Consider the following 18,771-nt stretch of genomic DNA (forward strand, 5'->3'; position numbering starts at 1 on the left):
TGTACACTCAGGGCTTGGCTGGGGCGCCAGGATTCGAACCTGGGAATGGCGGTACCAAAAACCGCTGCCTTACCACTTGGCTACGCCCCATCAGCCGGCGCGGCGAAACATACGCATGACGCCGGTGTGCGGCAAGCACCGGATCGCCGGATGCACGGCCGGCCGCAAACCGTTACAATGCGCCGATTCGCGACCAAGAAAGGAAGCTGCCGTGTCCCGGCGCGACGGCAAGGCCCGCATGCCCTGGAGCGTCAAAGGCGTCAGCCCGGAGGCGCGCGATCTCGCCAAGTCGGCGACCGCGCGCGAGGGCGACACCATGGGCGAGTGGCTGAGCGACGTGATCCGGCGGGTCGGCGCCGCCCAGGCCGCCGGTCGGCCGGTCAGCGCCGCCGGCAACCGGCGCAGCCTGCCGGTGCTGACGGGTCGCCGCCTGGTCGCGGTCGAGCCACGGGTCGCCCGGCCCGGCTATCCGACGGTCGCCCCGCTTCCGGAACCGCCCGCCGCGCCGCCGGCCGAAACCGTCGACGAGGCGGCCCTCGCCACGCTGGTCGCCGAGCGCGTCGAACGCAGCGAGGCCCGGCTGGTCGGGCTGATGCAGTCGCTGGAGGATATCGTGGTCCGGCTGGCCGACCGCCTCGAGCGACTCGAGCAGTCCCTGGACGACGGCGACGGGACCGGCGGCGACGCGATCGGCGGCAACCAGGACGACCGGCGTTCTCTACCGCGATCGTGACCGGGTAGGGCCGAGTCTCCACGCACTCCTGCGCTTGTGGACAATTCCACAAAATGCAATATAGTTCTGCGAACTGACCCAGTCATACTGTCGGTTCGACCGGGGTTGTCCATGCGGGGTGACGAGCGGTCTGAATGCCTGAGGGAGATTTCATGACCGGCGCTTCGCCGTGGAGCGTTAAGGGCATATCCGCCGAAGAACGCGACCTTGCCAAACAGGCGGCGAGGCGCGCCGGCGTGCCTATCGGTCAATGGCTGTCCCGGCAGATCCGCGAAGCCGCCGAGTCCGAGCGGTCCGGCCGCTCGCCGGCACCGGGCGACGGCCGCTTTGGCCATCCGCCGGGCGCCTGGCGGGGCGCCGGCCCGGACTCCCCGGAGGGCCACGCCGCCATGTCGGCCGCCCCGGGTCCGGCCGCCGCGAGCCCGACCGCCGCCGCATGGCGCAGCGCGTTGGTCGCGCCGGAGCTGCCGCATCCCCCGCCCGCCCAGTACGCCGCACCGCAATACGCCCCGCCGCAGCCGATGCCGCAGCAGCACGCGCCGCCGGCGGTGACGCGGCCGCAGCCGCCGGCGGTCGACCCGGCGCGGATCCGCGAGCTGGAGCGCCGGGTCCAGGATCTGCGCGACCTGGAGGCCAGGCTGGCGGCACTGGAGAAGCTCGAGCGCCGGGTCGGCGCGGTGGCGGCCGAGCTCGCCACCCTCGGGTCCCGCCTGGAAGAGGCGGAGAGTCGTGCCGAGGCGCGCTCGGCGGCGCTGACCCGCGAGGTCCGGGCGCTCGACGCGCAAGTCGACGAACTGCGGTCGCGGCCGGCGGCCGGACCCGGCGAGGCGGCCGGGTCGATCGCGGCCAGCACGGCGCCGATCGAGCGCGCGGTCATGCGGCTGGCCGAGCGCCTGCAGCGGGTCGAGGAGCTGACCCTGCCGGAGGAGCGTCCCGGCCGCGGTCTGCTGTCCCGCCTGTTCCGGCGCTGAGCCGCGACCGGGACCCGGCACTACAGCGCTCCCAAGCTTCCAAATTTGGCGCTACCGTCCTATAGTATCGGCGCTACCCAGTGATCGAGGAGCCGGCGTGTCTCGGCAGGGAACGGCGTGGAGCGTCAAGGGCATCGACCAGGCGACCCGCGACATCGCGCGGCGGGCATCGCAGGCGGCCGGGCTGACCATCGGGGAGTGGATCGATCAGGCGATCCGCGCCGACGCCGAGTCCCGCGGCCAGTCGCCGGACGGGCCGTCGGGACAGATGGCGTCGGACCCGCGTCCGGGCACCGGCCTGGCGGCGACCGGCCCGTCGGAACGCGGCGTTCCGGGGCGTGGCGTTCCGGGGGTTGGCGGTCCGGGGACCGCGGTCGCGGGGCGGGTCTCGCTGAGCACGGTCGATGCCCTGGCCGAGCGGCTCGACGCCGCCGACGCCCGCCTGGACGCCGCGATGCGGCCGATCGGCTTTGCGCTCCAGGACATCGCGGCCCGGCTGGTGGCGCTCGAGGAGCGTGCGGCCGAACCCGGCGCGGCGCTCCGCAGGGCCGGCGTCGACAGGCCGGCCGTGGCCGGGTCTCCGGTCTTCGGGCTGCCGGCCGACGGGACGCAGCGTCGCGAACTCCCGGAACCGCAGCCGCCCACCGGCGACTTCCCGATCGACGGGCTTCCGGTCGACCGGCCGCTTCCGGCGAAACCGGAGCCGGAGGTGGCGGAATCGGCCGTTCCCGAGCCGGCTTTTCCGGAACCGACCCTGCCCGAGCCGGCGCTGCCCGAGCCGGCGCTGCCCGAGCCCGCCCTGCCCGAACCCACCCTGCCCGAACCGGCGGTTTCCCGCAGGGAAGCGCAGCCGGTGCCCGGCCCGGACGACATGGAATGGGACGCGCCGGCTTCGCTGGAAACCCCGGCACCCCGCGCCGAGCCGCCGGCGGCCGACCGGCCGCTGCCGGAAGCCCCGCCGGCCGGTTGGGAGCCGGTCGTCCGGCTGCGGCGGGACGAACTGGTGCGCGATGCCGAGACGATGCGGTCGGGACCGGCCCAGTCAGAGCCGGGCCGGGCAGATCTGGGCCGGGCAGATCTGGGCCGGGCAGAGCTGGACCGGGCAGAGCTGGATCCTGTGGAGTCGGACCCTGCCGCCGTCGCGTCGCTCGATGACCAGGACGACTCGATCCGGTTCCCGGGCTCCGACGAACCACCCGCCGTCGCGCACACTGAGGTGGCGGAACCCGAAGCGGCGCCGTCCGAGGGTCCGGAACAGGACCGCGCGGCCGCGCCGCCGGCGGCCCGGCCGCTACCGGTGCCGCCGACCGGCGACCTGCTGGCCGACGCACCGTTCCAGGGGGCCGTGCCGGATTGGCTGACCCGCCGCCAGGCCGAACCGGCGCCGGGACCGCAGCCCGGGCCGCCGGAAGGCGCGACGGCGTCGGAGACCGCCGAGCCCGATACCGCCGAACCCGATACCGCCGAACTTGACGCTGCCGCGCCCGACGCCCGCGGGGCGCCGCGGGCGGCGGACCCGCTGCCGCCCATGGAGCCGATGCCGGCCCCGGAGCCGTGGAGCCGGACGGAAGCGAGGTCCCCGGTCGCCGACCCGCTGACCCGGTTCCGTGCGGCGGCGCCACGTCGCACCCGGCGCGGGGCGCTGGCGGCGGCGGCGTTCGTTCTCCTGGGGTCTCCGGTCGCCTGGTGGTTTGCCACCGGCGGCGGCATGCCGAGCGTCGACGGGGTGCGCGAACGCCTGGTCCGGACCGCCGACAGTCTGCGGTCCGGGGCCGAGTCCGGCTACCGGAGCGCCAGCGCCGAGATCGAGCGGATGCTGGAGCGCCTGTTGTCGTCGGAGGTCGCGGAGACTGAGCCGGAAGCCCCGCCGCAGGTTGCGGCGAACCCTGCCGAAGCCGTCCCGGCCGAAGCCGTCCCGACCCAACCGGCCCAGGCTCCCGAACCCTTGGCACCGTCCCCGGCACCGTCCCCGGCACCGGCACCGGTCGCCGACGCGCCCGCGGCCCCTGCGCCGGTCCCGGTCCGGGAGCCGGAACCGCCCGTTGCGGCGCTACCGGCCACCGAACCCGCTCCGTCTGCCGCGAGCGCGCCCCGCCGTCCACGCGCCGAAGTCCCTGCCGCCGCAGCCGCCCCGGTACCCGAAGCGGCCCCGTCCGTCCCGGCTCCTTCCGCCGTGGCCCCGTCCGCGTCGCCGGCCGGACCGCCGCCGGCGCCACCGCTGCCGCAGGCCGTCGAACCGGCGCGGCCGGCAGTCGAGACGCAGGCGGCCGGGACGCAGGAGGCTGCGAGTCAGGAGGCCGGGACGCAGGCGGCGATGGCCCCGGCATCGGGCGCACCGGCCGACGGTCCCGCCGGCGAGGTCGACGACGCCACCCTGCTGAACGAGGCGCGGGGCGGCGACCCGCGGGCCCAGTATGTGCTGGCGACCCGGCTCGCGGCTGCGGCCGAGCCCGACTATCCCAAGGCCGCCAACTGGTTCCGGGAATCGGCGATCCAGGGGGTGCCGAACGCGCAGTACAATCTCGGGGTGCTGTACGAGCGCGGTCTCGGGGTCCCGCAGGACGACACCCGCGCCCTGCTCTGGTATCACAGCGCCGCCGAGCAGGGTCACCCGCTCGCCCAGTACAATCTCGGGGTCCTGTACTCCGCCGGCCGCGGCATCCCGCTGTCCTATGCAGAGGCCGCGCGCTGGTTCCGCCGCGCCGCCGATCGCGACGTCCCGGCCGCCCTCTACAACCTGTCGATCCTGACCGAGGGCGGCCTGGGCGTGCAGCGCGACCCGGCCACCGCCGAGAAGCTGTTGCGCCGGGCCGCCGAACTCGGCCATTCGGGTGCGCGGGCACGGCTCAAGGCCGGCGGCACCTCGGCCGATACCGGCACCCTGGACGACACCGCCGACACCGTGGCCGACGGCGTCGTCACTGAGGACGTGGTGGCGATCCAGCGTGGCCTGAGCCGCCTCGGCCTGTATGACGGCCCGGTGGACGGGATCGCCGGCCCGCGGACCCGCGAGGCGATCGGACGCTATCAGCGCCAGGAGGGGCTGCCGATCACCGGCATGCCGTCGAACAGCCTGAGAGTCCGGCTGGCCCCGCGGGAGTCGTCCGGCTAGAGCAGATCGCGATCGGATGGGATCATCCGGTCGCGTGAATCTGCTCTAGATACAAATGATTAGAGACTGATTCACCGATCGAATCGATTCGATGCGATCGGATCAGGCTCTAGATCCGGCGGACGCTATCCGGGGCCGTCCGGATCGCCGCCCGGATCGCCGGCGGTCTCGACCGGGCCGGCCCGCAGCACCGTCGCCCGCACCCACCACCCGGGACGCGTCCGCTGCAGGGCCGCTGCCGCCGCGGCCGCTTCGGCCGGGGCGTCGAACAGCCCGAACACCGCCGACCCGCTGCCCGACATCCGGGCAAGCCGGCAACCCGGCAGCGCGCCGACCGCGGCCAGGGCGTCGCCGATCGCCGGCTCGACCGCGCAGGCTGCCTTCGTCAGGTCGTTGCGAAGCTCGGCCAGGGCGGCGGCCGGGTCGTCGCCCGCCAGCCCGGCCAGCACGGCGTCCGGCACCGGGGTCCCGAAGGCGCCGCGCCGGGCCGCGAACACCGCCGGGGTGGCGACCGCCCGGCCGGGCCAAGCCAGTACCGCCGGCAGGTCGCGGCCGAGCGCCACGGGCTGCAGCCGCTCACCGATCCCGCGGGCCCGGTACGGGCGCGGCGCCAGGCACATCGGCACGTCGGCGCCGAGCGCCACGGCCCCGAGCGACACGGCCCCGAGCGACACGGCCCCGGCCGCGAGGCCGCCGCCGGGCCGCCCGCCGCTCAGCCGGGCGAGCGCGCGCAGCACCGCGGCGGCGTCGCTCGAACCGCCGCCGAGCCCGGCGCCGGCCGGCAGCCGCTTGGTCAGGGACAGGCCCAGCCCACCGGCCAGGCCGCCGGCCGACCGGGCACCGAGAGCCAGCGCCCGCCACGCGAGATTGTCGGTGCCGGCGGGCACTACCGCCTGGGTAATACCGCCTGAATCCTGTTGAAATCCGTCGATCACCCGCAGAAAGACCCGGTCCGGGAACGGCTCGAGCCGGATGCTGTCGCCGACCGCGGCGAACGCCACCAGGCTGTCCAGCTCGTGATAGCCGTCGGCCCGCCGCCTGGTGACGTGGAGGCAGAGGTTGATCTTCGCGGGTGCCAGTTCGACGACCGGCCCCAGCACTCCGTCCGGCCTCGTCGTCCCGCCCGGCCGCCTGCGCACCGGTCAGCCGGGACGGCGGGCGCTGCCGTCGGCGGTCCCGATCCCGGACCGGTCGGGCGGTCCCGACAGGCCCTCGCGCAGCTTGCGCTCGATGTCGGCCGCCAGCTCGGGCGCCGGGTCGAAGGTCAGGGCCCGCTGCCACTGGAACCGGGCCTCGGCCTGCCGTCCGACCCGCCAGTAGGCGTCGCCCAGATGGTCGTTGATGGTCGGGTCGGTCGGCCGCAGGGCGACCGCGCGCTCCAGATGGGTGACCGCGCCAGCGTGGTCGCCTAGCCGATACAGCGCCCAGCCCAGGCTGTCGACGATGTAGCCGTCCTTCGGCCGCAGCTCGACCGCCTTCTCGATCATCGCCTTGGCGCGGTCCAGATGCTGGCCCCGATCGACCCAGGAATAGCCGAGATAGTTCAGGACGTAAGGCTGGTCCGGGCGCAGCTCGAGCGCGCGCAGGAAGTCCGACTCGGCCTCGCTCCAGCGCTTCGAGCGCTCGAGCGCGATCCCGCGGGTGTACAGCACCGACCAGTTGCGGCCTTCCAGCGGTCCCATGCGGGCGAGCGCCCCGTCGTAAGCCGCGATCGCGGCCTGCCAGTTCTCGCGGCCGCGCTCGAGATCGCCGAGGCGGACCAGCGGGTCGGCCAGGTCGGGACGGCTTTCGGCGAGCGCCTGCAGCCGGCTCGCGGCGTCGTCGTCGCGCCCCAGGCCCTCGAGGCTGCTGGCGGCCCGCAGCTGGGACAGCAGGCGGTAGGGCGAATCGGCCGGCACCTCGTCGTACATCGCCAACGCCTCCTCGAAGCGCTTGCGATCGTCCAGGATCTCGGCGATCAGCAGTGCCGCGAGGTCGAAGTCGGGCCGCACCCGCAGCGCCAGACGCGCGAACACCATGGCGGAGTTCGAGCCGCGGTCCCGCTGCAGGGCGCTCGCCAGGTCGAACAGCGCCTCGGCGATGCCGTTCGCCGCGGTCGGTGCGTCGCTGCCGCCGTCCTCGGCCAGTCGCCGCAACGTCGCCTTCAGCCCGACCGGATCGCTGATCCCGCCGTCGCTCTCGTCGACCCGGCGCAGGGCCTGCTCCAGCCGGCCGTTGCGGGCCTCGAAGCGGGCGGCCGCCAGCCGCAGCCGCAGCGGCGGCGCGTCGCTGCGGGCCAGCGCCGTGGCGTAGCGCTCGGCCGCCAGGTCGATCTGGCCGGCGGCCTCGGCCAGCATCGCCGCGTGCAGCCGGTACAGCCCGCCGAAGCCGTCGTCGCCGGCCAGCCTGGCCAGCCGCTGCTCGGCGGCGGCCGCATCGCCGCGCCCGAGCTCGGCCCAGGCCGCCACGATCGGCCCCAGCGCCTGGTTCAGGCGGGTGTCCTCGAACCGTCCGACCTCGGCGATGGTACGGGCGAAGTCGCCACGGCGCGCGGCCTCGATCGCCAGGAAGAGCCGGGCCACCGAGGCGCTCTCGCCGGCGCCGCCGGCCAGTTCGTCGGCCAGGGCAGCGGCGTCGTCGAGCCGGCCGGACTCCAGCCGCAGCAGGAATGCGCGGCGTCGCAGCGCCGGGTTCGCCGGGTCGCTCAGCAGCACGCGGTCGAAGAACCGGCTGGCGGCGCTGACGTCCTCGACACGGATCGCGTGCTGGCCCGCGAGATAGGCGCCGACGGTGGAATCCGGCATCGGCGGCTGCGCCCCGGCGGACCCGGTGCCGTCGGCTGCGGGTCCCGCGGCGCAGGCGCCGAGGGTCGCGGCCAGGAGCATCGCCATCGCCCGCAGGTCGAGTCGCCGGCTACGCGGCCTGAAGTGACGCAAGCTGGACCTCACATGTTGGGGTAGACCGGACCACCCCCACCTTCCGGAACCACCCAATTGATGTTCTGCGACGGATCCTTGATGTCGCAGGTTTTGCAGTGCACGCAGTTCTGGGCGTTGATCTGCAGCCGCGGATTGCCGCCGTCGTCGTCGCGCACGATCTCGTACACCCCGGCCGGGCAGTAGCGCTGCTCCGGCGCGTCGTAGATCGCGAGATTGTGCTCGACCGGGATCGACTTGTCCCGGAGCGTCAGATGCGACGGCTGGTTCTCCTCGTGGTTGGTGTTCGACAGGAACACCGAGGACAGCCGGTCGAAGCTCACCTCGCCATCGGGCTTCGGGTAGTCGATCCGCGGGCACTGTGCCGCCGGCCGCAGGCTCTCGTGGTCCCGGTGGTGGTGCAGGGTCCACGGCGCCCGGCCGCGGAGCAGGAAGGTGTCGACCGCCGAGTAGGCGATGCCGGCGAACAGCCCGAGGTGGAAGGCCGGGCGGATGTTGCGGGCCCGGTAGAGCTCGTCCCATACCCAGGAGCGCTTCAGCCGGTCCGGGTAGGAGTCGAGGCGGATGCCGCCGGCGGCGTCGCCGCCCTTCAGCGCCTCGAACGCCGATTCCGCCGCTAGCATGCCGGACTTCATGGCGGTGTGGCTGCCCTTGATCTTCGGCACGTTCAGGAAACCGGCCGAGCAGCCGATGATCGCGCCGCCGGGGAACACCAGCTCGGGGATCGACTGGAAGCCGCCCTCGTTCAGGGCGCGCGCGCCGTAGGAGATCCGCCGCCCGCCCTCCAGCAGCGGCCGCACCGACGGGTGCTGCTTGAAGCGCTGGAACTCCTCGAACGGCGACAGGAACGGGTTCTTGTAGTCCAGGCCGACCACGAAGCCGATGGCGACCTGGTTGTTCTCCAGGTGGTACAGGAACGAGCCGCCGTAGGTCTCGCCGTCCAGCGGCCAGCCGACGGTGTGGACGATGGTGCCGGGCTTGTGCTTCGCCGGCTCGACCTCCCACAGCTCCTTCAGGCCGATGCCGAAGGTCTGCGGGTCGCAGTCCCTGCGCAGGTCGAAACGCTCGAACAGGCCCTTGGCGAGCGAGCCGCGCACCCCCTCGGCGAACAGCGTCACCTTGGCGTGCAGCTCCATGCCGGGCTGGTAGTTGGCGGTCTTCTCGCCGTCCTTGCCGATGCCCATGTCGCCGGTCGCCACGCCGCGGACGCTGCCGTCCTCGTGGTACAGCACCTCGGCGGCGGCGAAGCCGGGGTAGATCTCGACGCCGAGCTCGCCGGCCTGCTCGCCCAGCCAGCGGCAGACATTGCCCAGGCTGACGATGTAGTTGCCGTGGTTGTTCATCTGCGGCGGCGTCGGCAGCCGCCAGGCGCCGTTGCGGGTCAGGTAGACGAAGCGGTCGTCGGCGGCCGGGGTGTTCAGCGGCGCGCCGCGTTCCTGCCAGTCCGGGATCAGCTCGTTCAACGCGCGCGGCTCGATCACCGCGCCCGACAGGATGTGCGCGCCGACCTCGGCGCCCTTCTCCAGGACCACCACCGACAGGTCGGTCCCGGCCTCGGCGCAGAGTTGCTTCAGCCGGATCGCTGCCGCCAGGCCGGCCGGCCCGGCGCCGACGATCACGACGTCGCACTCCATGGATTCGCGCTCCATCCCCCTCGCTCCTCCTCGTCGGCTGTCCCGGCAGCGCCGCCTGGCGCCGGTCCGGGTCACTCGTTCCAGATCGTGGCGATCGCCATGGTCCGACGCGCCATGACCTGTCATATATCACGCATGTGCCATGATCCAGGGGCAGCACCCGGCCGCCGGGCCGGATCTCGACCGCGGCCGGGCGGCACCGGCGCCGCGGGGACTTGGTCGTGAGGACACGGCCGTGACCGATCCGCGCGCCGCCGCCCGTGCCCTGCTCGGCTGGTACCTGGATGCCGGCGTCGACGAGGCGATCGGCGCCGGACCGGTCGACCGGTTCGCCAACGCCCGGCGGCCGGCGACGGTTCCGGTCGCGCCGACCGCTGCCCCGAGTCGCGTTGCCGCCCCGTCGCCGCGACCGGTGCCGGTCCGGCATCCGGCGGGACCGGCCGATGCACCGGACGGCCCGGCCGGCGCTGCCCGCTCGGCAGCCGGCGCCGCCGCCAGCCTGGAGGCCCTGCGCGAGGCGCTGCGCGGCTTCGACGGCTGCGGCCTGAAGGTCACCGCCACCAACACCGTGTTCTCGGACGGGATCCCCGGGGCGCCGGTGATGATCGTCGGCGAGGCGCCGGGCGCCGACGAGGACCGCGCCGGCAAGCCGTTCGTGGGGGTGAGCGGCCAGCTGCTCGACCGGATGCTGGCGAGCATCGGGCTCTCGCGCGAGCACAACGTCTACATCAGCAACGTGCTGCCCTGGCGGCCGCCGGGCAACCGCAACCCGACCGAGGGCGAGATGGCGGCCTGCCTGCCGTTCATCCGCCGGCACATCGAGCTGGCGGCGCCGAGGGTGCTGGTGCTGGTCGGCGGCACCTCCGCGAAGACCCTGCTGGACCGCAGCGAGGGCATCACCCGGCTGCGCGGCCGCTGGTTCGACTGGCAAGGCCCGGCGGGCGGGCCGGCGATCCCGGCGCTGGCGACCTATCACCCAGCCTATCTGCTGCGCTCGCCCGGCCAGAAGGCCAGTGCGTGGAAGGATCTGCTGGCCCTCCGGCGCTGGCTCGCAGAGGCCGGAATCGAACTCGATCGAAGCGCCGAATGATCGCGACAGAAGAGCTTCGGGCGCAGTCAGAATCGATCATTTCGCGAACGACTGAAGATCGAATCGGTCGTTTCGCCCGATCAACGCGCAGCACGCATCACTTATCCACATCTTTAGGCTTTTCGTGACGCCCCGGCGGCTTGTCTCCGGCGAGGAATTATCCTAGTTGTGGATGCATGCTCCCGCCACATTTTAGACATATTCGGCGATTGCCCGGCAGGGTCTTTCGGGGAGCGGTCCTCGGAACCCTGCTGATGACGGCGCTGATGGCGGGATCCGCCGGCACGGCGCGCGCGCAGGACGTCGGCGAGATGCTGGCGGCCAACGACCCGGCGATGACGTCCGGCGGCGAGACGGCGTTCCTGGCCCCCGGCCTGAGCGGGCTCGACCAGCGCCCGCGCTCCGAGCCGCTGCCGCGTATCCTGTCCGATGCCGACGCGCGCCGGTACCGGGAGATCTTCCGGCTCCAGGACCAGGGCAAGCTGCGCGCCGCCGACCGGCTGATGCGCAGTCTCGAGGACCGCATGCTGATGGGCCATGTGCTGGCCCAGCGCTACCTGCACCCGACTGCCTACCGGTCGAGTTGGCGCGACCTGCGCGGCTGGCTGGCGCTCTACGCGGACCATCCCGACGCCGACCGCATCTATCGCCTGGCGATGAAGCGCAAGCCGGCCGGGGCCGGTGCCCCGACCTCGCCGACATCGGGCTATCTCGGCGGCAACGGCGCCGACCATGTGGTCGACGTCATCCTGTACGTCTCGCCGCGCGAACGCAGCGCCGCCGAGAAGGACGCCCTGCGCCAGCTCAAGCGCGAACTCCGGCGTCTGGTGCAGCGCGGCAGGCCGGGCGCGGCGCTGTCGCGGCTGTCGCGCAAGGACGCGCGCGACCTGTTCGACAAGGTCGAGTTCGCCGACCAGCGCGGCAAGATCGCCAATGGCTACTTCATGCAAGGCGACGACGCGGAGGCCCTGCGGCTCGCCGAGGTCAGCGCCGAGGAAGCGGGCGGCACCGTGCCGTGGGTGCACTGGACGGCCGGCCTGGCGGCCTGGCGCCTCGGCCGGGTCGAGGCCGCGACCGAACATTTCCAGGCGCTGGCGATGTCCGACCGGGCCTCGCGAATGCTGCGGGCAGCCGGCGCCTACTGGGCGTCGCGCGGACATCTGCAGCAGCAGCGCCCGGCCGATGCGACCCGCTGGCTGGCGCGGGCCGCGCAGTTCCCGCTGACCTTCTACGGACTGCTCGGGCGCCGGGCGCTCGGCGTCGAGGTGCCGTTCGACTGGTCGCTGCCGCGGCTGACCGTGGCCAAGCTGACCGCGCTCGCCGCCCATGACGGCGGCCGCCGCGGCTTCGCCCTGCTGCAGGTCGGGCAGGCGGAGCGGGCCGAGAAGGAATGGCGCAAGCTGTTCCCGCGCCTGGGCGAATCACTGCGCGAACCGCTGATGACGATCGCCGCGCGCAACGACATGCCGGGGTTGGCGATCCGGCTCGCCGGGATCATCCGGGTGTCGACCGGCCGGACCTACCACGCCGCCCTGTTCCCGCTTCCGAGCTGGATGCCGCAGGACGGCTTCGCGGTCGACCGGGCGCTGATCTACGGCATCATCCGCCAGGAATCCGGGTTCGACCCGCGTGCCCGCTCGGCCCGCGGCGCCCGCGGCCTGATGCAGCTGATGCCGCGGACCGCCAGCTATGTCGACGAGGACGACGAGCTCGACCACCGCCACGAGCTTTACATCCCGGAGCTGAACATCGCGCTCGGCCAGCGCTACCTGACCCACCTGCTGGACCTGGACCGGGTCGAGGGCGACATGTTCCGGCTGCTGGCGGCCTACAACGCCGGGCCCGGCAATCTGGGAAAGTGGTCCCGGCGCGTCGACTACCGTGACGATCCGCTGCTGTTCATCGAGTCGATTCCGTCCCGCGAGACCCGCGAATACATCGAGAAGGTGCTCGCCAACGTCTGGGTGTACCGCTATCGCCTGGGCCAGCCGCTGCCGTCGCTCGACCGGGTGGCGGCCGGGGGGTGGCCGCGCTACGAATCGGCCGACCAGTCCCCCGGCCCCGTGGTGCGTGATGCCAGGTATTGACGAGACCCGACCCTTCGTTCCCGTTCACATCGCCGTCCTGACGGTCTCCGACACCCGCACGCCGGAGACCGACCGATCGGGCGACACCCTCGTGCAGCGCCTTACCGGTGCCGGCCACCTGCTGGCGGCGCGGGCGATCGTCAAGGACGAGGTCGCGGCGATCACCGCGCAGCTGCGGGCCTGGATCGCCGACGACGGCATCGAGGTGGTCATCGCCACCGGCGGTACCGGCGTGACCGGCCGCGACGTCACCCCGGAAGCCTTCGAGCAGGTCTACGAGAAGCGCATCGAGGGCTTCGGCGAGATGTTCCGCTGGCTCAGCTTCCAGAAGATCGGCACCTCGACCATCCAGTCGCGGGCGACCGCCGGGGTGGCGCGCGGCACCTATCTGTTCGCGCTGCCGGGCTCGACCGGGGCCTGCAAGGATGCCTGGGACGATATCCTGGTGCACCAGCTCGACTTCCGGTACCGGCCCTGCAACTTCGTCGAGATCCTGCCGCGGCTGCGCGAGCACGAGGGGTCGCGCGGCAAGGTCTGAGCCGGGGCGGCGTCAGTCGCCGAGCCGCTGCAGCCAGCGCGGCGGCAGCCGCAGCACGAATCCCAGCAGCCGCACCGCGCCGCCGATCCAGGCGCCTGCCCCGGTCGCGGGCCGGACCCGGGCGGCCACGTCGAACAGCGCCAGCCGGCCGGTCCCGAGCCGGCGCGCCAGCACCAGGTCCTCGCCGCGCTCCAGGTCGGGAACGCCGCCTAGATGCACCAGGAAGCGCCGCCGGATCAGCATCCCCTGGTCGCCCGAGGGCAGGCCCAGCCAGCGGTTGCGGAACCGCAGGGCGCGCTCGGCCCGACGCATCGCCGGCCCCGACCCGTCGGCCCGGTAGGTGTAGACGGCGCCACGCTCGCGGTTGCGCTCCTCGTGCGCGAACACCATCAGGGTGGCGTCCCAGCCGGTCTCCAGCACGGTCCCGGCGCGCAGCAGCAGCAGCCATTCGGCGGTCGCCGCCCTGGCGCCCGCGGCGAACCGGGCGCCGCGCGAACCGTCGACCGCGAGCAGGCGGCCGCCGGCCGCCTCTACGGCCCGCCGGATCGCCGGGTCCGGGTCGCCGGCGTCGACCACCAGCAACTCCAGGTCGATGCCGCGGCGCGGCGCGCTCTGCAGGGCGGCGAGGCAGGCGGCCAGCCGCTCGGCCCTCTCCGCCGGGCCCCCGGGGTCGTGGCCGAGCGCGACGACCACCGCCAGCGTCAGCCGGCGCGAGCCGGGCGGGCCGACGCCGGCCGCCGCGTCCGTGCGCATGGCCCGCGGACGCGGTAGGGCGGGGCCGGGGCGCGTTGCCGTGGGTGCTCGGGGCGGATGCATGCATGCGGCCGGGCGCTGTGCTACGGGATGCCGATGGTAGACGATCCTTCCCCGTCACGCGCCACTGTCGCGGCTGCCCTCGGCCTGCCGGTCGACCGGGTGACCGCGGCCCCGGTACCGGGCCGGGTGCACGACCACTGGCGGGTCGAGAGTACGGCCGGGGCCCGGCTGGTCCGGGTTCCCAAGCTCAGCCATCTCGGCCTTACCCCGCGCGCCGCCCTGGCCTACGAGGCGCAGGCGTTCCGGCGGGCGGCCCGGGGCGGCAGCACGCCGCGGCTGCACGGGATCCTGCGGGTCACCCCGGCGCTGCCCTGGGGCGCGCTGGTGGTCGACGCCGTCGATGGCCGCCCGCCGCGCCTGCCGGAAGACCTGCCGGCGCTGGGACGGGCGCTGGCCGCGGTCCACGGCCTGCCGGTGCCGTCGCCGGCGCGCCGCCGGCCGCTGCTCGACCCGGCCGACCCGGTCGGCTACCTGATCGGGGTGGCGCGCGACCAGCTGGCGCCGGTGCGCGACCGGCTGGCCGCGCCGGTCGCGCGGCTGCTGGCGACCGAGCTGGCCGCGGCTGCGGCCGCCGCGGCCACGGTGCGGCCGGCGCCGGCCCTGGTGCTGGCCGACACCCATCCCGGCAACTTTCTGGTGCGCTGCGACGGCACCGCGGTGATGGTCGACGTCGAGCGGCCGGTATACGACAGCCCGGCGGTCGACCTGGCCCATGCCAGCCTGCCGACCTCGCTGGGCTGGGACCCGGCGGTGACCGGCTCGGCGGGTCGGGCCGACGTCGTCGCCTTCCACAACGCCTGGGCGGCGGCGGTGCCGGCGGCGGTCGCCGCCGCGGTGCGGGCCTGGGTGCTGCCGTATCGCCGGCTGGTGTGGCTGCGCACCACCAGCTGGGCCTGTGCCTGGGCGGCCCGCAACGACCTGACCGCCGCGCTGGAGTCCGCCGAGCCGGCGACCGCCGGCCTGGCACGGCGACTTGCGCGATTCGTCGATCCGGCGATGATGGAGTCGGCCCGCGAGCAATGGGCCGGGGCGGGGGCGTTCAACGTGGAGGAGCTGATCCCGTGAGCGGCAACATCGTCAACCTGAGAACCTGGCGGAAGCGCAAGGAGCGCGCCGACCGCGAGGCCGAGGCCGCCGAGAACCGGACGCGCCATGGCCGCAGCAAGGTCGAGCGGCGGTTCGAGGACGCCCGGCGGGAGGTCGCCGACCGCCAGCACGACGGCCGGCTGATCGAGACCGAGGACGACGGACCGACGCCGGCCTGACGGGCGCGGCTGCCGGCCGTCGGGCCGATCCGCTTGTTCTTGATTTGTTCGCGTCCGAGGCGTAGCCTTGGACCATGTCCCGCAGCCGTTCCAGAACCGTCGATCCGCTCGAGGTGTTCGCCGGCGAGTTCGCCCAGGACCTGCCGGCGGACGAGTTCGGCGACCGCGCCATGGACGACGACCTGTCGCCCGCCGCCGGTCATCCGAGCGAGGTGATCCCGCCGCTCGCCCGCAAGGGCCGGGGCGCGGTGTCGAACCGCAGCGGGCGGTTCGAGCCCTATGCCCGCGAGCGGGTCGACGACGGCTGGAGCAAGCCGCAGGTGCCGGCCGGTGCCGGGCCGGACGGTCCGGCTCAGAATCCCCGGGAGCCCGAGCCGGACGATCCCGGCGAACCGAAGCTGCGCACCACCGTGGCGATCGACGCCAGCCGGACGGTGATCGCCCGCAACCAGTCGCCGGACGTCCCGTTCGATCGCTCGATCAACCCGTATCGCGGCTGCGAGCACGGCTGCATCTACTGCTTCGCGCGGCCGACCCACGCCTTCCTCGGGCTGTCGCCGGGCCTCGACTTCGAGACCCGGCTGCTGGCCAAGCCGGACGCGCCGGCGCTGCTGCGCAAGGAGCTCGCCCGCCGGGGCTACGAGTGCGACACCATCGCCATGGGCACCAACACCGACCCGTACCAGCCGTTCGAGCGCGAGATGAAGATCACCCGGGGCATCCTGGAGGTGCTGGCCGAGCACGACCACCCGGTGATGATCGTCACCAAGTCCGACCTGATCGTGCGCGACCTCGACATCCTGGCGCCGATGGCGGCCAGGGGCCTGGCCAAGGTCGGGCTTTCGGTCACCTCCCTCGACGGCGACCTCGCCCGCCGGATCGAGCCGCGGGCGCCGCGGCCGGACAAGCGGCTGGCGGCGATCCGGGCCTGCGCCGCCGCCGGGGTCCCGACCAGCGTGCTGGTCGCGCCGGTCATCCCGGCGGTCAACGACCACGAGATCGAGCCGATCCTGGAGGCCGCCGCGGCCGCCGGCGCGCAATCCGCGACCTGGGTGCTGCTGCGGCTGCCGCTGGAGATCGCCGGGCTGGTCGAGGAATTCCTGCGGACGCATTTCCCGGACCGGGCCGACCGGGTGCTATCGCTGGTCCGCCAGACCCGCGGCGGCGCGCTGTACCGGGCCGAGTGGGGCAAGCGGATGAGCGGCGAAGGCCCCTATGCCCAGATGATCGGGCAGCGGTTCCGTAACGCCTGCGGCCGGCTGGGGCTGGCGCGCCGCACCGCCGGGCTGGACACCACCCGGTTCCGGGCACCGCAGGCGCCGCGCGCCCAGCTGTCCCTGTTCGGCGACTGACGGCGGTAGCTTTCCTGGTCGCCCATTGTATGAGGATCCGGGCATATCATATTGATATGGACTGCATATCCTGGTAGCACCGGATCTGGCGGAAAAAACTCCGTTCTGAGTTGAAAACCGCTGTCTTCCGCCGCCGGAGACATCATTGGCGCTGCCCCCGACCCACCCGACCGATGCCTTGGAGCGCGCCGCCGGCGCCGGCGACGGCGCGCTGGTGGTCGGCGTCGACGAGGTCGGCCGGGGGCCGTGGGCCGGGCCGGTGGTGGCGGCCGCCGCAATCCTCGACCTGGCCGCGCTGCCGCCCGGGGCGGCCGCTCTGATCGCCGATTCCAAGACCCTGACGGCGGCGCGCCGGCTGACCGCCCGCGATGCCTTCGCCGGCCACGCCCGGGTGGCGCTCGGGCGGGCCGAGGTCGTCGAGATCGACCGGCTGAACATCCTGCAGGCCTCGATGCTGGCGATGTGCCGCGCGGTCGAGGCGCTGCTGCCGGCCCTGCCGCGCCCGCCCGACCTGATCCTGGTCGACGGCAACCGGCTGCCGGACTGGCCCCATGCGGCCCGGGCGGTGGTCCGGGGCGACGCCAGCTGCCTGTCGATCGCGGCCGCGGCGATCGCCGCCAAGCTGGCCCGCGATGCCGAGATGGCCGAGCTGGCCCGCCGGTATCCCGGCTATGGCTGGGAGAGCAACGCCGGCTATGGAACCCCGGCGCATCGGGACGGATTGCGCCGCCTCGGCGTGACCGAGCACCATCGCCGAAGCTTTGCGCCGATCCGCGCTCTGATCGACTCGGACGCCCGATGAGGGGGTTGGTGAAGAGTCCTACCGCAATATCTTGGGTCATACTAACAAGTCATTGAGTCCGCTGGATGATTCGTCGGTATGCCGTTGACCGATTCCAGCGGTCGTGCGATTCTCCCGGTCTCGGCTTGGCACGGGCGGGGGGACAATGACGGACGGTGGACGCCTTCCGGTCGGACGGATTCTGATCGGCGACTGTATCGAGGAACTGCGCGCGCTTCCGGATCGGAGCGTCGATCTGGTGTTCGCGGATCCACCCTACAACCTGCAGCTCGGGGGCGAGCTGCTGCGGCCCAACAACACCCGGGTCGACGGGGTCGACGACGCCTGGGACCGGTTCGGCGGCTTCGAGGCCTACGACAAGTTCTGCCGCGCCTGGCTGGCCGAGTGCCGCCGGGTGCTGAAGGACACCGGCACGCTGTGGGTGATCGGCAGCTACCACAACATCTTCCGGGTCGGCGCCATCGTCCAGGACCTGGGCTACTGGATCCTGAACGACGTGGTCTGGCGCAAGGCCAACCCGATGCCGAACTTCCGCGGCAAGCGCTTCACCAATGCCCACGAGACACTGATCTGGGCGGCGCGCAGCGAGGACAGCCGGCGCTACACCTTCAACTACGACGCCATGAAGGCGCTGAACGACGACCAGCAGATGCGCTCGGACTGGTTCCTGCCGCTGTGTACCGGCGCCGAGCGGCTGAAGGCCGAGGACGGCTCCAAGGCGCACCCGACCCAGAAGCCGGAGAGCCTGCTGGCCCGCGTTCTGCTGGCCGCCAGCCGGCCGGGCGACGTGGTGCTCGACCCGTTCTTCGGCACCGGCACCACCGGCGCGGTCGCCAAGCGACTGGGGCGGCGCTGGATCGGCATCGAGCGCGATCCCGGCTATGCCGCGGTCGCCAAGGCGCGGATCGCCGAGACCGAGGCGGTCGACGACCCGCTGGCCCTGGCCCTGGCCAACCGCCGCGAGCAGCCGCGGGTGCCGTTCGGCCGGCTGATCGAGGAAGGCCTGATCCGGCCCGGCGAGGTGCTGTTCGACGCACGCCGGCGCTGGTTCGCCAAGGTGCGGGCCGACGGCCACCTGATCACCGACGCCCACAAGGGCTCGATCCACAGCGTCGGCGCCGCCGTCCAGGGCGCGCCGGCCTGCAACGGCTGGATGTTCTGGCACGCCGAGCGCAAGGGCATGCCGATCGCCATCGACGTGTTCCGCCAGCAGCTGCGGGCGGTCGGCGAGGCCCCGGCCAGCCGGGTCGGGGCGTAGCCGTCCGGTCGCCCCCGGCGTTTAGGTCGTGGACTCATATTGCCTGATCCAGAGTCTGGCGGATGCGAGTGCGATGGCGGCGAGGAAGTTTCTGGCGAGCTTGTGATATCGGGTTGCGATGGCCCGGAAGTGTTTGAGTCGGTTGAAGAAGCGTTCGACGAGGTTGCGTTGTCGGTAGATCTGATGGTCGACGGATCG

General features: G+C 73.4%; 16 protein-coding genes and 1 tRNA gene. 11 read left to right on the forward strand and 6 right to left on the reverse strand.

Features of this window, described 5'->3' with window-relative positions:
• Nucleotides 1-15: 15 nt before the first annotated feature.
• Nucleotides 16-90 (reverse strand) — tRNA-Gln (locus RIC31_RS09540).
• Between the two features lie 121 nt (nucleotides 91-211).
• Here RIC31_RS09540 and RIC31_RS09545 point away from each other — a divergent pair.
• The 3 genes from RIC31_RS09545 (at nucleotide 212) to RIC31_RS09555 (ending at nucleotide 4,816) form a co-directional block, all read left to right on the forward strand.
• Nucleotides 212-733: a hypothetical protein gene (locus RIC31_RS09545; protein WP_350105646.1), complete on the forward strand. Its 522-nt coding sequence runs from the start codon at nucleotides 212-214 to the stop codon at nucleotides 731-733.
• Nucleotides 734-969: 236 nt separating this feature from the next.
• Nucleotides 970-1,704 carry a hypothetical protein gene (locus tag RIC31_RS09550; RefSeq protein ID WP_350105649.1) on the forward strand — a complete coding sequence of 245 codons (735 nt, stop codon included), beginning with the start codon at nucleotides 970-972 and terminating at the stop codon, nucleotides 1,702-1,704.
• 97 nt (nucleotides 1,705-1,801) lie between these two features.
• Nucleotides 1,802-4,816, forward strand: coding sequence for a peptidoglycan-binding protein (locus tag RIC31_RS09555; RefSeq protein ID WP_350105653.1), 3,015 nt, complete (start codon nucleotides 1,802-1,804; stop codon nucleotides 4,814-4,816).
• A gap of 125 nt (nucleotides 4,817-4,941) precedes the next feature.
• Here the strand turns inward: RIC31_RS09555 and RIC31_RS09560 are convergent, their stop codons facing one another.
• Genes RIC31_RS09560 through RIC31_RS09570 form a run of 3 tightly spaced genes read right to left on the reverse strand, consistent with a single transcriptional unit; the run spans nucleotide 4,942 to nucleotide 9,380 of the window.
• Nucleotides 4,942-5,916, reverse strand: a complete 975-nt coding sequence (locus tag RIC31_RS09560) for a 4-(cytidine 5'-diphospho)-2-C-methyl-D-erythritol kinase (RefSeq protein WP_350105656.1) — start codon at nucleotides 5,914-5,916, stop codon at nucleotides 4,942-4,944.
• 42 nt (nucleotides 5,917-5,958) lie between these two features.
• Nucleotides 5,959-7,686 carry a tetratricopeptide repeat protein gene (locus tag RIC31_RS09565; RefSeq protein ID WP_350105659.1) on the reverse strand — a complete coding sequence of 576 codons (1,728 nt, stop codon included), beginning with the start codon at nucleotides 7,684-7,686 and terminating at the stop codon, nucleotides 5,959-5,961.
• A 53-nt stretch (nucleotides 7,687-7,739) separates the two neighbouring features.
• Nucleotides 7,740-9,380: an electron transfer flavoprotein-ubiquinone oxidoreductase gene (locus RIC31_RS09570; RefSeq protein ID WP_350105662.1), complete on the reverse strand. Its 1,641-nt coding sequence runs from the start codon at nucleotides 9,378-9,380 to the stop codon at nucleotides 7,740-7,742.
• Nucleotides 9,381-9,600: 220 nt separating this feature from the next.
• Between RIC31_RS09570 and RIC31_RS09575 the strand changes: the two genes are divergently transcribed.
• The 3 genes from RIC31_RS09575 (at nucleotide 9,601) to moaB (ending at nucleotide 13,080) form a co-directional block, all read left to right on the forward strand.
• On the forward strand, nucleotides 9,601-10,455 hold the full coding sequence (locus tag RIC31_RS09575; RefSeq protein ID WP_350105665.1) for a uracil-DNA glycosylase: 855 nt from the start codon (nucleotides 9,601-9,603) through the stop codon (nucleotides 10,453-10,455).
• 254 nt (nucleotides 10,456-10,709) lie between these two features.
• A complete protein-coding gene (locus RIC31_RS09580; protein ID WP_350105670.1) occupies nucleotides 10,710-12,542 on the forward strand; it encodes a lytic transglycosylase domain-containing protein in 1,833 nt (610 codons plus the stop codon).
• Complete coding sequence (gene moaB / locus RIC31_RS09585) at nucleotides 12,529-13,080, forward strand: molybdenum cofactor biosynthesis protein B (protein WP_350105673.1); 552 nt, start codon at nucleotides 12,529-12,531, stop codon at nucleotides 13,078-13,080. The genes RIC31_RS09580 and moaB overlap by 14 nt, the downstream gene beginning before the upstream one ends.
• A gap of 12 nt (nucleotides 13,081-13,092) precedes the next feature.
• Here moaB and RIC31_RS09590 read toward each other — a convergent pair whose 3' ends face one another.
• Nucleotides 13,093-13,833 (reverse strand): glycosyltransferase family protein, encoded by a 741-nt coding sequence (locus RIC31_RS09590; RefSeq protein WP_350105676.1) that lies wholly within the window; start codon nucleotides 13,831-13,833, stop codon nucleotides 13,093-13,095.
• A 96-nt stretch (nucleotides 13,834-13,929) separates the two neighbouring features.
• On the opposite strand from RIC31_RS09590, the gene RIC31_RS09595 reads away from it, so the two are divergent.
• The 5 genes from RIC31_RS09595 to RIC31_RS09615 all read left to right on the forward strand — a co-directional run bounded on the left by RIC31_RS09595 (nucleotide 13,930) and on the right by RIC31_RS09615 (nucleotide 18,573).
• On the forward strand, nucleotides 13,930-14,961 hold the full coding sequence (locus RIC31_RS09595) for a phosphotransferase (protein WP_350105679.1): 1,032 nt from the start codon (nucleotides 13,930-13,932) through the stop codon (nucleotides 14,959-14,961).
• On the forward strand, nucleotides 14,958-15,161 hold the full coding sequence (locus RIC31_RS09600) for a DUF4169 family protein (RefSeq protein ID WP_350105682.1): 204 nt from the start codon (nucleotides 14,958-14,960) through the stop codon (nucleotides 15,159-15,161). The genes RIC31_RS09595 and RIC31_RS09600 overlap by 4 nt, the downstream gene beginning before the upstream one ends.
• Nucleotides 15,162-15,235: 74 nt before the next feature.
• Nucleotides 15,236-16,513 (forward strand): PA0069 family radical SAM protein, encoded by a 1,278-nt coding sequence (locus RIC31_RS09605; protein ID WP_350105685.1) that lies wholly within the window; start codon nucleotides 15,236-15,238, stop codon nucleotides 16,511-16,513.
• Between the two features lie 151 nt (nucleotides 16,514-16,664).
• The gene (rnhB, locus tag RIC31_RS09610; protein WP_502990115.1) at nucleotides 16,665-17,315 is read left to right on the forward strand and encodes a ribonuclease HII; all 651 of its coding nucleotides are present in this window, start codon (nucleotides 16,665-16,667) and stop codon (nucleotides 17,313-17,315) included.
• 145 nt (nucleotides 17,316-17,460) lie between these two features.
• Nucleotides 17,461-18,573, forward strand: coding sequence for a site-specific DNA-methyltransferase (locus tag RIC31_RS09615; protein WP_350105692.1), 1,113 nt, complete (start codon nucleotides 17,461-17,463; stop codon nucleotides 18,571-18,573).
• A gap of 21 nt (nucleotides 18,574-18,594) precedes the next feature.
• Here the strand turns inward: RIC31_RS09615 and RIC31_RS09620 are convergent.
• On the reverse strand, nucleotides 18,595-18,771 hold a 177-nt coding region (locus tag RIC31_RS09620), incomplete at its 5' end, for a transposase (protein WP_350105724.1).

Origin of the sequence: Thalassobaculum sp. (assembly GCF_040219615.1) — a bacterium.
Lineage (GTDB): Bacteria > Pseudomonadota > Alphaproteobacteria > Thalassobaculales > Thalassobaculaceae > Thalassobaculum_A.

Bases quoted from the DNA above. Each gene is read 5' to 3' on its own strand.
- RIC31_RS09590 (WP_350105676.1), bottom strand. From the start codon at position 13,833: ATGCGCACGGACGCGGCGGCCGGCGTCGGCCCGCCCGGCTCGCGCCGG.
- RIC31_RS09570 (WP_350105662.1), bottom strand. From the start codon at position 9,380: ATGGAGCGCGAATCCATGGAGTGCGACGTCGTGATCGTCGGCGCCGGG.
- RIC31_RS09615 (WP_350105692.1), top strand. From the start codon at position 17,461: ATGACGGACGGTGGACGCCTTCCGGTCGGACGGATTCTGATCGGCGAC.
- RIC31_RS09580 (WP_350105670.1), top strand. From the start codon at position 10,710: ATGACGGCGCTGATGGCGGGATCCGCCGGCACGGCGCGCGCGCAGGAC.
- RIC31_RS09605 (WP_350105685.1), top strand. From the start codon at position 15,236: ATGTCCCGCAGCCGTTCCAGAACCGTCGATCCGCTCGAGGTGTTCGCC.
- moaB (WP_350105673.1), top strand. From the start codon at position 12,529: ATGCCAGGTATTGACGAGACCCGACCCTTCGTTCCCGTTCACATCGCC.
- RIC31_RS09595 (WP_350105679.1), top strand. From the start codon at position 13,930: ATGGTAGACGATCCTTCCCCGTCACGCGCCACTGTCGCGGCTGCCCTC.
- RIC31_RS09565 (WP_350105659.1), bottom strand. From the start codon at position 7,686: ATGGCGATGCTCCTGGCCGCGACCCTCGGCGCCTGCGCCGCGGGACCC.